Genomic DNA, 13701 nt, shown 5'->3' with positions numbered 1-13701 from the left:
GCCGTAGGGTGGACAACGGCGCAGCCTTGTCCACGCGTGGCTGCCCCCTCCTCCCCAGAGAGGACCGAGGAAAGATACCCAACGGCAGCATGCTCTTCCCCCTCTCCCTCGGGGAGAGGGCCGGGGTGAGGGACAGCCCACTCAGCGGCCCCACTCGACAGGAGTGCTACCATAGCCGCCCGCTCCCCTTCACCACCGAGACGCCCCCGTCCATGTCCCAGCCCCAACCCGCCGCCGGCCAGTTGCAGCGCGGCCTGAAGAATCGTCATATCCAGCTGATCGCCCTCGGCGGAGCCATCGGTACCGGTCTGTTCCTCGGCTCGGCCGGGGTGCTGAAATCCGCCGGTCCGGCGATGATCCTCGGCTATGCCATCGCCGGCTTCATCGCCTTCCTGATCATGCGCCAGCTCGGCGAGATGATCGTCGAGGAGCCCGTCGCCGGCTCCTTCAGCCACTTCGCCAGTCGCTACTGGGGCCGCTTCCCGGGCTTTCTCTCCGGCTGGAACTACTGGGTGCTCTATGTGCTGGTGGGCATGTCGGAACTCACCGCGGTGGGCAAGTACGTGCAGTACTGGTGGCCCGAGGTGCCGACCTGGGCCAGCGCCCTGGTGTTCTTCGTGCTGGTCAACGCCATCAACCTGTTCAACGTGAAGGCCTTTGGCGAGACCGAATTCTGGTTCGCGCTGATCAAGGTGGTGGCCATCCTCGGCATGATGGCCTTCGGCCTCTGGCTGCTGGTCAGTGGCAGCGGCGGTCCCGAGGCCTCGGTGAGCAATCTCTGGAGTCATGGTGGCTTCCTGCCCAACGGCTGGAGCGGTCTGTTCGCCGTGCTGGCGATCATCATGTTCTCCTTTGGCGGCCTGGAACTGGTCGGCATCACCGCCGCCGAAGCCGACCAGCCGCGCACGGTCATTCCCAAGGCCATCAACCAGGTGGTCTGGCGCATCCTGATCTTCTATGTCGGCGCCCTGACCATCCTCTTGTCGCTGCATCCCTGGGACGAACTGGTGCGCAGCATCGGCGCCGGCGGTGACGACTACGCCGGCAGTCCCTTCGTGCAGACCTTCGCCCTGCTCGGCAGCGACACCGCCGCCCACCTGCTCAACTTTGTGGTGTTGACCGCGGCGCTGTCGGTCTACAACAGCGGCGTCTACTGCACCAGCCGCATGCTCTACGGCCTGGCCGAACAGGGCGATGCCCCGCGCGCCCTGCTGCGCACCAATCGCCGTGGCGTGCCGCTGCTGGGCATCGCGGTGTCCTCGGCGGTGACCCTGCTCTGCGTGGTGGTCAACTACCTGCTGCCGCAGAATGCCCTGGAGCTGCTGATGTCGCTGGTGGTGGCCTCGCTGGTGATCGCCTGGGCGCTGATCAGCCTGACCCACCTGAAATTCCGCGCCGCCCAGCGCCAGGCCGGGCGCACCTCGCACTTCCCGGCCTTCTGGTCGCCCTTCGCCAACTGGCTGTGCCTGGCCTTCGTCGGCATGATCCTGGTGCTGATGCTGCGCATCCCAGGCATCGCGGTCTCGGTCTATGCCATCCCGGTCTGGCTGGCCTTCCTGTTCCTCTGCTACCGGCTGCGCCGCGGCTGATCGCCACAGGTAGGTTGGGCTGAGACGGCTCCATCGTCGAAGCCCAACGCTGCCCAACTCGACCACCGCTGTTGGGCTTCGCAGTGCGAAGCCCAACCTACCCCGCTACTCGAACGGCACCCAGGGCCTTTGCGGCTTCATGATGATGCAGCCGTCCTCGCCCACCGCCCAGATGTCGTAGAAGCGATTGTCCACGAGGCGCGTGGCGGCACCGGGCACGGCCACCCGCTGGGTGCAGCTGTCGCTGTCGGCATCGTCGATCACTCCCAGATCCAGCAGGCGTTCGGCGATCATGAAGTTGCCCGGCGACAGGCCGAGGATGAAGGGCAGCACCGGCACCTGCTCGAAGGTCTTCTGTGCCAGTGGTAGCCAGGCCACTTCCAGCGGCCCCCCGGTCCAGAGCAGGCGCTTGAGCGACCGCAGCTCCGGAAGGCTGCTGAGGTCATGGTGCAGTTCCTGGACGAAACCGCGCTCGAAGGTCTTTTGCGCCGAGAGCACCTGGCCATAGGCATAGGCCAGCGACAGCATCCACAGCACCGGCAGCACCAGCAGCCAGGTCAGCCGTGGCTGGAGGCGCTCCAGCAGATCGTGGGCCAGCAGCAGGGCCAGGGTCAGGATGACCGCCAGCCCCATCAGGGTGCGCGCCTCGAGGATAAAATCGCTGAACAGCAGGGTGATGCCGGCCACGCAGGCGGCCAGCACCGGCAGGGTCGCGCCGTACAGCAGCAGGGGCAGCAGCGCCCGCCGACCATAGGCGCGGGCATAGGTCAGGCCGCCCAGGCCATAGCCGATCGCAGCCAGCCCACCAAACAGCCACCACAGCCAGAGATTGCCGGGGGTGACCAGCAGGCCGACGCTCTGCAGCACCTCGCCCAGCCGATGCCAGAGCTCGGGCAGCAACTGGCCACCCATACCGGCGTGCCGTGTGGTCGCCATCAGCTGGTAGGCCGTGAGGTAATAGAGCACGCCACCCAGCAGCAGCTGCAGGCCCTGGCGGACGACCAGGCGCAGAGCCTGCGTTGGGGCCTCGCGGCGCTGTACGGCGCGGATCAACTCCAGGCAGCAGAGGCCGACGAAGACATTGAGCGCCACCTGGTAGAAGGCGATGGCCGCCGCCAGCAGCGCCGCCGGCACCAGCAGCGCCAGCACGGTGTGGCGACTGCGAAAGATCGCCGCATAGATCACCGCCACCAGACTCAGGGCCATGGTCGGGCCGTCGTACTGGTAGGTCAGGTTGCCCAGCCAGAACGGCGAGAACCACAGCGGCAGCAGGGCCAGGCACTGGGTCGGTCGCGGCGCGCCGAAGCAGTGGCGGGCCAGGTCGGTCAGGGCCCAGGCGGCGGCCGCGCAGGCGATCAGCAGCGGCAGGGGAAAGAGGTTGAGGGTGCTGCCGCTGAAGGTCAGCAGCCGATAGAAGACCTCGGTGAGCACCCGCCCCTGCTGGCGCCACTCCGGGCCGTTCTCCAGCTGGATGCGCCAGTTGTCGTCGACATAGGGAAAGTCGACCAGGATGAAGGGCAGGACGAACAACAGCAGTGCGGAAAAGAACAGCGCCCGGGTCTGCACCGGGGTGAGCGTCTGGGGCATGGCGGCGGATCCGGATCCGGCTTCGACGGGAGACGCAGCCGCCACCACCCGAAGCGATAGCGGCGCCGGCTGCGTGGAGGTCAGTCCTGCAGGGCCAGCTGGCAGATCCGCTCGCAGAGTTCGTCGAAGTCGATGCCCATGGCCGCGGCCGATTGCGGCAGCAGGCTGGTGGCGGTCATGCCCGGCAGGGTGTTGACCTCCAGGCACCAGAGCCGCCCTTCTGCGTCCAGGCGGAAGTCGGCGCGGCTGTAGCCGTCGAGCTTGAGCGCCCGATGCGCGGCCAGGGCAAGCCGGCGCGCTTCGTCGGCGATCTCCGCGGAGACCTCGGCCGGAAAGACTTCCACAGCGCCCTTGGGCTGGTATTTGCTGGTGTAGTCGAACACGCCACTCTGGCCGAGGACGATCTCGCCCACCGCCAGTGGCTGGTCGCCCAGTACGCCCACGGTCAGCTCGCGCCCGGCGACGAAGCGCTCGATCATCACCTCGCGGTCATAGCGCAGCGCCAGCTCGATGGCCGGTTGCAGGTCCTCGGCGCGGCTGACCTTGCTCAGGCCCACGGTGGAACCCTGCTGGCTGGGTTTGACGATCACCGGAAAGCCCAGGGTGTCGGCCACGGTCGCGGCATCCACCGGCGCCATCAGCCAGTCGGCGGTGGGTACGCCAGCGGCCCGGAACAGCCGCTTGCTGAGGTCCTTGTCCATGGCCACGGCGCTGCCCACCCGGCCGCTGCCGGTGTAGCGCAACTCGGCCAGGTCGAGCAGGGTCTGCAGGGTGCCGTTCTCGCCGGTCCCGCCGTGCAGGGCGAGGAACAGCAGATCCTGGTCGCCCAGCTGGGCACGGCTGAGCACCGCGCCGGCATCCTGGCCGCGCATCCGCACCAGGGCGGTCCGCTCCGGCGGTTCGAGGCCGACGCGGGCTTCCAGCAGGGCGCGCTCGGCGTCTTCATCGAGCAGCCCCAGGGCGGTATCCACGGTCACCACCTGATGCCCACGCCGGCGCAGCGCCGCCACCACCTGGGCACCGCTGGCGATGGACACGTCGCGTTCTTCGCTGGTGCCGCCGAGCAGGACCGCGATCTTCAGCTTGTCCTTGACCATCATTCGTCCTCGAAAACGTAGCTGCCGGGCGCGAGATTCTCGAACCGGGTGTATTTGCCGATGAAGGCCAGCCGCGTGGTACCGATCGGACCGTTACGCTGCTTGCCGATGATGATTTCCGCCACGCCCTTGTACTCGGTCTCCGGGTGGTACACCTCGTCCCGGTAGACGAACATGATGACGTCGGCGTCCTGCTCGATGGCGCCCGATTCGCGCAGGTCGGAGTTCACCGGACGCTTGTTCGGCCGCTGTTCCAGCGAGCGGTTGAGCTGGGAGAGCGCCACCACCGGGCAGTTGAACTCCTTGGCCAGGCCCTTGAGCGAGCGCGAGATCTCGGAAATCTCGTTGGTGCGGTTCTCGCCGCTGCTGCCGCCGATCTGCATCAGCTGCAGGTAGTCGACCATGATCAGCGCCAAATCCCCGTGCTCGCGCACCAGGCGCCGGGTGCGGGCGCGCATTTCCGAAGGACTGATGCCCGCGGTATCGTCGATGAACAGCTTGCGGTCATTGAGCAGGTTGACCGCCGAGGTCAGCCGCGGCCAGTCATCGTCGTCCAGCTTGCCGGAACGCACCTTGGTCTGGTCGATGCGGCCGAGGGACGACAGCATCCGCAGCACGATGGAGTCGGCGGGCATCTCCAGGGAGAACACCAGCACCGCCTTGTCGGTGCGCAGCACTGCGTTCTCCACCAGGTTCATGGCGAAGGTGGTCTTGCCCATGGAGGGGCGGCCGGCCACGATGATCAGGTCCGCCGGCTGCAGGCCGCTGGTCTTCTCGTCCAGGTCGGCGAAGCCGGTGGACACCCCGGTGATGTCATCGCTGGAGTTGAACAGGGTATCGATGCGGTCGATGGCCTTGGTCAGGATGTCGTTGACCCCGACCGGCCCGCCGGACTTCGGCCGCGCTTCGGCAATCTCGAAGATCTTGCGCTCGGCTTCGTCGAGCAGCTCGTTGGCCCCGCGCCCTTCCGGGTTGTAGGCGCTGTCGGCGATGTCGGCGCTGATGCCGATCAGCTGGCGCAGGGTGGCCCGCTCGCGGACGATCTGCGCATAGGCCTTGATGTTGGCCACCGAGGGGGTGTTCTTGGCCAGCTCGGCCAGATAGGCCAGGCCGCCCACCTGGGGCAGCTGACCTTCGTTGTCCAGCTGTTCGGACAGGGTCACCACGTCGAACGGCTGGTTGCGCTCGGCCAGACGGGCCACGGCGCGAAAGATGAGTCTGTGGTCGTGGCGATAGAAGTCGCCATCGGACACCTGATCGAGCACGCGCTCCCAGGCGTTGTTGTCCAGCATCAGACCACCCAGCACGGCCTGTTCGGCCTCGATGGAATGCGGCGGGACCTTGAGGGCAGCGGTCTGCAGATCGTACTGCTCGGGCAGGGAAATCTCGTTCATGCGCAGGTCTTGGGCCCCCATTGCGGGCGGCGAAATGATTTTCGATAGGGCAGAAAAGACAAAGGGCACGTCACTGCCTTGGCAATGACGTGCCCGATTGTCGACAGACCGGCGCCGGGGCGCAAGTCCGCCAGTCAGGCGACGGCGCGCAAGTATCGAAAGCACGCTGGCGAGCTAGAGTCAGGCAAGGCGAAGGCGCCTGAGGAAGCGCAGTTTACAAGCTGTAAATGAGCATTCCGAAGGCGCCTTCAACGCAGCCTGGCCGACGCGCAGCCAGTGGGCGTTCGAGGCTTACTCGGCGACGACGACGACCTTCACGGTAGCTTCGACGTCGGTGTGCAGGTGCACTTCGACATCGTATTCGCCAACGCTGCGCAGGGCGCCGTTGGGCAGGCGAACTTCGCTCTTGTCCAGCTCAACGCCGGCGGCGCTGACGGCTTCGGCGATGTCGCGGGTGCCGATGGAGCCGAACAGCTTGCCTTCGTCGCCGGAGTTGGCGGCGATGGTAACGGTCAGGTCGGCCAGCTTGGCGGCACGGGCATCAGCCTCGGCCTTCTTCTCGGCAGCCTGCTTCTCGAGCTCGGCGCGACGAGCTTCGAAAGCCTCGACGTTGGCAGCGGTGGCTGCGGTGGCCTTGCCCTGCGGCAGCAGGAAGTTACGGGCGTAACCGCCCTTGACGTTCACTTTGTCGCCCAGGTTGCCCAGGTTGGCGATCTTTTCCAGCAGGATGACATCCATTGAGTCTTTCCTCTTAACTTTTAACCTTCACCGTCCGCGGGCCCCTGCGGCTCTTGCGCGGACCGCCCACGGAAATCGAACACGCTATCGATCACAGCCAGAATCACCAACAACGGATAGATCAGCTGCCCGAACAGCAACAGCGTCACGTACAGCCCCACCAGCCAGAATCCTGCCAGGCGCTTGGCCGCCACCAGCCCGTGCAGCAGGGCGATGCCGGCAAAGGCCAGCGGCACGCTGCACAGCGGGGTCAGCAGGCCAAGCCCGCTGCCCAGGTTCGGCGCCAGCACCAGCAGGGCCAGGAGGCCGAGCGCGATGGCCGGACGCAGACGCAGGGCGCGAAATTCGCGACCGAACCCCTGGGGGTTGTACAGCGCCGCCTGCCAGTAGCGCCCGAGCATCAGGCACAGCAGGCAGGTGATCTGGAAGAACGCCGCCATCAGGCCGGTCAGCACGGGCAGCAGCAACTGCTGCAACTGCGCCTGCTTTTCCGGCGGCAACTGCGCCGCGCTCGGGCCCAACACCTGGGGCAGCAGCCGCCGGATTTCCTCCGCCAGTTGCGCGATGCCCTCGGCATAGACCTGGCCCAGCACCAGGGCGAAGACCAGCCCCAGGGGGACACTGGCCAACAGCACCCGGGTCCAGGACAGACTCTGGCGCAAGATGGCCGCCAGCAGCGTCGAACCCAGCAACACCAGCACGATGCTGGCATCACCCAGATACAGCCAGAACAGCGCTGGCAACAGGGCCCAGACCAGCACCCCGGCCGCCGCGGCAGGTCCCCGGCGCAACAGCACCAGGCTGCCACCGGCAGCGGTCATCCAGTACAGCAGCGGCACGACTGCACCCAGCACCACCACGAGGGTGGCTTGAGTACGGCCGCGCATGATGAACTCAGCCAGAGGCCGCATGCCGTGTTTATCCGTTATTCGTGATCAGGCGTCGATCAACGACCGTGGCTGTCGGTGTAGGGCAGCAGGGCCAGGTAACGGGCACGCTTGATGGCGGTACCCAGCTGACGCTGGTACTTGGCCTTAGTGCCAGTGATACGGCTCGGGACGATCTTGCCGGTTTCGGAGACGTAGGCCTTCAGAGTGTTGAGATCCTTGTAGTCGATCTCTTTCACGCCTTCGGCGGTGAAACGGCAGAACTTACGACGACGGAAGAAACGTGCCATGACAATGATTCCTCGCTAGATCCAGATTACTCGGCGCTGTCGGCGTCGTCGGAGTTGCCTTCGGCGGACTCGGACTCGGACTCGGCAGGACGCTCGCGACGCTCGCGACGCTCGTTGCGGTTTTCTTCGGCCTTGAGCATCTCGGACTGACCGGTGACGGCCTCGTCACGGCGCAGGATCATGTTGCGGATCACGGCGTCGTTGTAGCGGAAGTTGTCTTCCAGCTCGGCCAGGGCCTTGGCGCTGCACTCGATGTTCATGAGTACATAGTGAGCCTTGTGAACGTTGTCGATGGCGTAAGCCAGCTGACGACGGCCCCAGTCTTCCAGGCGATGGACTTTGCCACCGTCTTCTTCGATAGCCTTGGTGTAGCGCTCGACCATGCCGCCCACCTGTTCGCTCTGGTCCGGATGAACCAGGAACACGACTTCGTAATGACGCATTTAATGCTCCTTACGGGTTGCAGCCTGCCGCGGAAACGCGGTCAGACAAGGAGTGAATAGTTCGGATGACTTGCCCTGCGGAATGCGGACGCACTCCGGGCAAGGGGCAACATTCTAGAGAAGGGCGCCGGGGGGCGCAACCGCAGGCATGACCGACGCGACCGCCGGGCAGCCCCAGGCACTCAGCGTTGCACGTCGGCCAGGGCCTGGCGGATCTTGTTCAGGTCATAGGGCTTGATCAGCACCCCGACCCGCGCCTCCATCCCCGGCTCGCGCTCGAAGGCATAACCCGAGGCGACCACGATGCGCAGCGTCGGATCCATCGCCAGGGCGCGGCGGGTCAACTCGATGCCGGACATGCCGCCCAGCCCGATATCGGTGAACAGCACATCGTGTTCGCGTTGCGGCAGCAACTCGAGGGCGGCCTCCGCCGAGGCGACGGCCGTGACCTGATGGTCCAGCTCCTCGATGACTTCGGTGGTCAGCATGCGCAGCGTGGCATCGTCTTCGACGAGCAACACTCGCAAGCCTACCGGCTCCTGGATCTCCTGACTCACGCGGGCGTCCTCTTGTTGACAGGCCTCGCCCCGGCATTCCCGGAGCGAGGCCGATATTCTGCGCACTGCAGCGCGATTCGTATAGTGCGATACGCGCTGCGTCGGTACCCAGACGTTTCTTAGCGCGGACTAGCTGGGCGCAGAGGCGCGTCTTTGACGCACGGCCTCGAACAGGCAGACCCCGGTCGCCACCGAAACGTTGAGACTGCTGACACTGCCGGCCATGGGCAGCCGGGCCAGATGATCACAATGCTCGCGGGTCAGCCGGCGCATGCCCCTGCCCTCCGCTCCCATGACCACCACGGTCGGCCCACTCATGTCGACGTCATAGATCTCCTGGGTCGCCTCACCGGCAGTCCCGACGATCCACAGGCCACGCTTCTGCAGCTTTTCCAGAGTCCGCGCCAGGTTGGTGACGGCCACCAGCGGCAGCACCTCGGCGGCCCCACAGGCGACCTTGCGCACCACGGCGGTCAGGGTGGCCGACTTGTCCTTGGGCACGATCACCGCCAGGGCTCCGGCGGCATCGGCGCTGCGCAGGCAGGCGCCGAGGTTGTGCGGATCGGTCACGCCATCGAGCACCAGCAGCAGCGGCGGACCTTCGGCCCGATCGAGCAACTCCTCGAGCATGGCCTCGCCCCAGACCTGGCTGGGGCTGACCTGGGCCACCACGCCCTGGTGCACGCCCTCGGCCAGCTCGTCGAGCAGCGCCCGCGGCTTGGTTTCCACCGCCAGGCGCTGACCGGCAGCCAGCTCCAGCAGGGCCTCCACCCGCGGCTCACGCCGCCCTTCGGCGATCCAAAGCTGCTTCACCCGCCGCGGGTGGAAGCGCAGCAGCGCTTCCACGGCGTGGATACCGTAGACGGTTTCCAGCTGGCTCATGCGTCATCCTTGGGGCGCGCCTGGCCCTTGCGATGCGGCTTCTTGGCCTTGGCCTTGGTCCTGCTCTTGGCCGCGGCCTGGGCCTGGCCTTCGACCTTGGGCTTGGCAGCCGACTTCTTCTTGGCAGCAGCGGCCTTGGCCTTCTTGACCTTGGCTTCCACCGCAGCGGCGCCTTCGGCAGCAGCACCCTGCGCCTGACGCTTCGCCGGAGCGGTACGCGCCTTGGCCGTGGCACTGGCCTTGCCCTTGGCAGTCTTGCCCTGGGCCGTGGTCTGCCCCTGGGCGCCGGCCTTGTCCTGACCGCCGGACTTGCCCTTGGCCTTGAGCTTGCCGCCCTCGACCTTGGCTTCCGCCAGCAGCGCCTGCTTCACCGCGCGACTGCGCTTGACGTCGGTATTGCCCAGCAGCTTGTCGGCCTGCTCCAGCAACTCCGGCGACACCGAGGTGGCCGGGGCTTCCGGCGTCGGGGCGACGGCCTGATCTTCCGCTGCCGGCGCCTCGCGGCGGCGACCGCGACTGTCACGCTTGCGGCGCGGCTCGCGCTCTTCACGGACCCGCGGCGCGCCGGCCGAGGCCGGCAGCACGAAGTCGATCTTGCGCTCGTCCAGGTCGACCCGAGCCACCACCACCTCGATGGGATCGCCCAGGCGATAGCTGCGCCCGCTGCGCTCGCCGGAGAGGCGATGATGGACGCTGTCGAAATGGTAGTAGTCGTCCGGCAGCGCGGTGACGTGCACCAGGCCCTCGACAAAGACCTCGGACAGTTCGACGAACAGGCCGAAGCCGGTCACCGCGGTAATGACGCCGGCATAGGTCTCGCCGACGCGATCCTTCATGAACTCGCACTTGAGCCAGTTCGACACGTCACGCGTGGCTTCGTCGGCACGGCGCTCGGTCATGGAGCACTGCTCACCGAGCTGATCCAGGCGCAACTCGTCGTAGGGATAGATGCGCGCCTTGGCCATGCTCGTCGCGCCTGCGCGCTTGACGTGCTTGGTCTCCAGCTTGGAGCGGATGACGCTGCGGATCGCCCGGTGCACTAGCAGATCCGGATAACGCCGGATCGGCGAGGTGAAATGGGTGTAGGCCTCGTAGTTGAGACCGAAGTGACCGTTGTTGTCCGGGCTGTAGACCGCCTGACTCAGGGATCTGAGCATCACCGTCTGGATCAGCCGGAAATCCGGCCGCTCACGGATCTGCTGCAGCAGCGCCTGGTAGTCCGACGGCACCGGATTGGCCTTGCCCTTGGTCAGCGACAGACCCATCTCACCGAGGAACTGGCGCAGATTGGTCTGCTTTTCCAGGGGCGGCGCCTCGTGCACCCGATAGAGGGCCGGCACCTTGTGCTTTTCGAGGAACTTGGCGGTGGCCACGTTGGCGCACAGCATGCACTCCTCGATCAGCTTGTGGGCATCGTTGCGCTGGGTCGGACGGATCTCCGAGATCTTGCGGTCGGCGCCAAAGACGATGCGCGTTTCCTGGGTCTCGAAATCGATGGCACCGCGCACATGACGAGCGGCCAGCAGCACCTTGTACAGGCTGTAGAGCTGCTCCAGGTGCGGCACCACGTCACCGAGCTGCTTGCGCAACTGCTTGCTTTCGGCCGACTTGGGCTGTTCCAGCACCGCCGAGACCTTGTTGTAGGTCAGACGGGCATGGGAGTGGATGACCGCTTCGTAGAACTGGTAGCCGGTCATGCGCCCGGAAGCGGCGATGGTCATCTCGCAGACCATGGCCAGGCGATCCACCTGGGGATTGAGCGAACAGAGGCCGTTGGAGAGCGCCTCCGGCAGCATGGGAATTACCCGCTCGGGAAAATACACCGAGTTGCCGCGCTTTTCCGCCTCGGCATCCAGCGCCGAGCCGACCTTGACGTAGTGGGAGACGTCGGCGATGGCCACGTACAGCCGCCAGCCGCCGGACTTCTTGGCCTCGGCATAGACGGCATCGTCGAAGTCGCGAGCATCTTCGCCATCGATGGTCACGAAGGGCAGCTGGCGCAGATCGATGCGCTTCTGCTTGTCCTTCTCCTCCACCTCGGGCTTGAGCTTGGCAGCCTCCTTCTCGACGGCCTTGGGCCATTCGTTGGGGATGTCGTAGCTGCGCAGGGCGACCTCGATCTCCATGCCCGGTGCCATGTAGTCGCCCAGGATCTCGACCACTTCGCCCTGGGCCTGGCGGAAGGTGGTGGGCCACTCGTCGATGCGCACCTGCACGAACTGGCCGTGAGCGGCGCCGCCGTGCTTGCCCTCGGGCACCAGCACCTGCTGACCGATCTTGGGATTGTCCGGCACCACGTAGGCCAGGCCGCTCTCCTGGAAGAAGCGCCCGACCAGCGACTCGTGCGCCCGGGTGACCACCTCGACCAGGCCGCCTTCGCGACGACCGCGCCGATCATGGCCGGCGACCCGCGCCAGGGCGATGTCGCCATCGAACACCAGGCGCATCTGCGCCGGGCTGAGGAAGAGGTCGTCGCTGCCGTCGTCGGGGATCAGGAAGCCGAAGCCATCGCGATGGCCGGCGATGCGGCCACGCACCAGGTCCAGCTTGTCGATGGGCGCATAGGCACCGCGGCGGGTGTAGATCACCTGACCGTCGCGCTCCATGGCGCGCATGCGGCGCCGCAAGGCTTCGAGCTGGTCTTCGGTGACGAGACCGAATTCTTCGGCGAGCTGTGGCCGTGTGGCCGGGGCGCCGCGATCGGCGAGATGAGCCAGAATGAGTTCGCGACTCGGAATGGGGTTATCGTACTTTTCCGCTTCCCGGGCGGCCTCGGGATCGAGGGATTGCCAATCGGCCATCAGTCTGGGGTTACCTTCTGTGTCTTGGTTCGGTAGGAACTGCCATGGCGCCTATTGAAACGTGAAAACCACGCAATAGTTAGCCTGGCATGCTCAATAAAATATTTTTCACAGCAGGGGTTTACAAGCAAACGCCCCCTGAGTAAAGTGCCGCCCCACGACGCCGTGAGCAATCACGACGCCGGAGATGAGCAATCATCGCCTTGAGTGCCCAGGTGGCGGAATTGGTAGACGCACTAGGTTCAGGTCCTAGCGGTGGCAACACCGTGGAAGTTCGAGTCTTCTCCTGGGCACCACTCATTATAGTCGATCGATTTGCAGATCGGTCGACGAAAAGCCGGCACTAGCCGGTTTTTTAATCCTGAAACCCGCAAGGGTGACGGGAAGCGACCAGAAGTCGCACTGCAGGCCCAGGTGGCGGAATTGGTAGACGCACTAGGTTCAGGTCCTAGCGGTGGCAACACCGTGGAAGTTCGAGTCTTCTCCTGGGCACCAATACCAAGCGGACGATCCCGGATCGGACGCAACAGAAAAAACCGGCTTCGGCCGGTTTTTTCTTGCCTGCGAAAAGGCGTGGGGCCCTCCCCTACGCCTTGAACTGCCCCAGACTGCCGCGCAACTGGGCGGCCAGCTCCGCCAGAGTCCGACTGCTGTGCGCAGTGGCCGCCACCGATTCGGCTGCGCGCAGCGTCTCGCCATGGATGACCTCGACCCGCTGGCGTACCGCCGCGGCGCCCTCCGCCTGACGCTGGGCCGCCTGGGCAGCCGTGGTCATGCTGGCATGCACCTGATCCACGGCGCGGTGGACATTCTGCTGGATGCGCTTGCTGTCGCGCAGCACCGCCAGCCCGCTGCCGGCCTGCTGGCGCGCCGCGCCTATGGCGGCGACAGCTTCGCGCGCGCCTTCCTGCAGACCGGCGATGTGGGTCCGGATGCTGCCGGTGGATTCCTGGGTCTTGCTGGCCAGCGCCCGCACCTCGTCGGCGACCACCGCAAAGCCACGTCCGCTCTCGCCGGCCCGGGCCGCCTCGATGGCTGCATTGAGCGCCAGCAGGTTGGTCTGCTCGGCGATGCCGCGGATCACGTCCAGCACCACCTCGATCTGCTCACTTTGCGCGGCCAGCCGCTCGATCACCTGGGCGCCGGACTCGACCTGGGTCACCAGCCCCTCGATACCTTCGGCCACCTCGGTGGCGATGCGGGCGTTGCTCTGGGTGGAACTGCGAATGGCCTCCACCTGCTGCAGGGCGCCCTGCATGGCCTGACTTTCGCCCTGGGCTTCCGCGGCGATACCGGACAAGGCCTCCAGACTGCGCGCCACCTCTTCGCGTTGGCGCAACGCCGCCGCTTCGGCGGTGGCACTGCTGCCGGCCAAACCGCGGATTTCCTCGCCGGTACGCGCCGCGACGCCATGGGCCCCGCCCACCAGCGGCTGC

At 66.1% G+C, this 13701-nt stretch carries 12 protein-coding genes and 2 tRNA genes; 3 read left to right on the top strand and 11 right to left on the bottom strand.

Features of this window, described 5'->3' with window-relative positions; genetic code table 11:
- The first annotated feature begins 212 nt into the window (after positions 1–212).
- A complete protein-coding gene (locus CFE50_RS02070) occupies positions 213–1589 on the top strand; it encodes an amino acid permease (RefSeq protein WP_278438540.1) in 1377 nt (458 codons plus the stop codon).
- A 105-nt stretch (positions 1590–1694) separates the two neighbouring features.
- On the opposite strand, the gene CFE50_RS02065 is transcribed toward CFE50_RS02070, so the two are convergent.
- From CFE50_RS02065 to rnr, 10 genes are all read right to left on the bottom strand, one after another.
- Positions 1695–3176, bottom strand: a complete 1482-nt coding sequence (locus CFE50_RS02065) for a glucosyltransferase domain-containing protein (RefSeq protein ID WP_286730607.1) — start codon at positions 3174–3176, stop codon at positions 1695–1697.
- Positions 3177–3256: 80 nt separating this feature from the next.
- Positions 3257–4273: a D-alanine--D-alanine ligase gene (locus CFE50_RS02060; RefSeq protein ID WP_286730606.1), complete on the bottom strand. Its 1017-nt coding sequence runs from the start codon at positions 4271–4273 to the stop codon at positions 3257–3259.
- Entirely contained in the window at positions 4273–5667 is a 1395-nt protein-coding gene (gene dnaB / locus CFE50_RS02055; RefSeq protein ID WP_286730604.1) for a replicative DNA helicase, read from the bottom strand. Before dnaB ends, CFE50_RS02060 begins: the two co-directional genes overlap by 1 nt.
- A gap of 291 nt (positions 5668–5958) precedes the next feature.
- Entirely contained in the window at positions 5959–6405 is a 447-nt protein-coding gene (rplI, locus tag CFE50_RS02050; protein ID WP_007161143.1) for a 50S ribosomal protein L9, read from the bottom strand.
- Between the two features lie 20 nt (positions 6406–6425).
- Complete coding sequence (locus tag CFE50_RS02045) at positions 6426–7316, bottom strand: hypothetical protein (protein ID WP_027598829.1); 891 nt, start codon at positions 7314–7316, stop codon at positions 6426–6428.
- Positions 7317–7351: 35 nt separating this feature from the next.
- A complete protein-coding gene (gene rpsR, locus CFE50_RS02040) occupies positions 7352–7582 on the bottom strand; it encodes a 30S ribosomal protein S18 (RefSeq protein WP_007161145.1) in 231 nt (76 codons plus the stop codon).
- A 26-nt stretch (positions 7583–7608) separates the two neighbouring features.
- The gene (gene rpsF / locus CFE50_RS02035; RefSeq protein WP_007161146.1) at positions 7609–8025 is read right to left on the bottom strand and encodes a 30S ribosomal protein S6; all 417 of its coding nucleotides are present in this window, start codon (positions 8023–8025) and stop codon (positions 7609–7611) included.
- Positions 8026–8207: 182 nt separating this feature from the next.
- Entirely contained in the window at positions 8208–8582 is a 375-nt protein-coding gene (locus CFE50_RS02030; protein WP_007161147.1) for a response regulator, read from the bottom strand.
- Positions 8583–8711: 129 nt separating this feature from the next.
- Complete coding sequence (rlmB, locus tag CFE50_RS02025; protein WP_027598830.1) at positions 8712–9464, bottom strand: 23S rRNA (guanosine(2251)-2'-O)-methyltransferase RlmB; 753 nt, start codon at positions 9462–9464, stop codon at positions 8712–8714.
- Complete coding sequence (gene rnr / locus CFE50_RS02020; RefSeq protein ID WP_286730594.1) at positions 9461–12265, bottom strand: ribonuclease R; 2805 nt, start codon at positions 12263–12265, stop codon at positions 9461–9463. The genes rlmB and rnr overlap by 4 nt, the downstream gene beginning before the upstream one ends.
- 209 nt (positions 12266–12474) lie before the next feature.
- On the opposite strand from rnr, the gene CFE50_RS02015 reads away from it, so the two are divergent.
- Both CFE50_RS02015 and CFE50_RS02010 read left to right on the top strand, forming a co-directional pair.
- Positions 12475–12561, top strand: a tRNA-Leu gene (locus CFE50_RS02015).
- Between the two features lie 112 nt (positions 12562–12673).
- Positions 12674–12760, top strand: a tRNA-Leu gene (locus tag CFE50_RS02010).
- Positions 12761–12851: 91 nt separating this feature from the next.
- Here CFE50_RS02010 and CFE50_RS22695 read toward each other — a convergent pair.
- A complete protein-coding gene (locus tag CFE50_RS22695; protein WP_502694670.1) occupies positions 12852–13586 on the bottom strand; it encodes a methyl-accepting chemotaxis protein in 735 nt (244 codons plus the stop codon).
- Positions 13587–13701 lie beyond the last annotated feature (115 nt).

Origin of the sequence: Pseudomonas sp. PGPPP4 (genome assembly GCF_002256045.1) — a bacterium.
GTDB lineage: Bacteria > Pseudomonadota > Gammaproteobacteria > Pseudomonadales > Pseudomonadaceae > Chryseomonas > Chryseomonas oryzihabitans.
This window is presented reverse-complemented; position numbering and strand designations above follow the sequence as displayed.

What these genes read in the sequence shown, in the direction of transcription:
- CFE50_RS02070 (WP_278438540.1), top strand. Translation starts at nt 213, where the DNA reads ATGTCCCAGCCCCAACCCGCCGCCGGCCAGTTGCAGCGCGGCCTGAAG.
- CFE50_RS02065 (WP_286730607.1), bottom strand. Translation starts at nt 3,176, where the DNA reads ATGCCCCAGACGCTCACCCCGGTGCAGACCCGGGCGCTGTTCTTTTCC.
- CFE50_RS02060 (WP_286730606.1), bottom strand. Translation starts at nt 4,273, where the DNA reads ATGGTCAAGGACAAGCTGAAGATCGCGGTCCTGCTCGGCGGCACCAGC.
- dnaB (WP_286730604.1), bottom strand. Translation starts at nt 5,667, where the DNA reads ATGAACGAGATTTCCCTGCCCGAGCAGTACGATCTGCAGACCGCTGCC.
- rplI (WP_007161143.1), bottom strand. Translation starts at nt 6,405, where the DNA reads ATGGATGTCATCCTGCTGGAAAAGATCGCCAACCTGGGCAACCTGGGC.
- CFE50_RS02045 (WP_027598829.1), bottom strand. Translation starts at nt 7,316, where the DNA reads ATGCGGCCTCTGGCTGAGTTCATCATGCGCGGCCGTACTCAAGCCACC.
- rpsR (WP_007161145.1), bottom strand. Translation starts at nt 7,582, where the DNA reads ATGGCACGTTTCTTCCGTCGTCGTAAGTTCTGCCGTTTCACCGCCGAA.
- rpsF (WP_007161146.1), bottom strand. Translation starts at nt 8,025, where the DNA reads ATGCGTCATTACGAAGTCGTGTTCCTGGTTCATCCGGACCAGAGCGAA.
- rlmB (WP_027598830.1), bottom strand. Translation starts at nt 9,464, where the DNA reads ATGAGCCAGCTGGAAACCGTCTACGGTATCCACGCCGTGGAAGCGCTG.
- rnr (WP_286730594.1), bottom strand. Translation starts at nt 12,265, where the DNA reads ATGGCCGATTGGCAATCCCTCGATCCCGAGGCCGCCCGGGAAGCGGAA.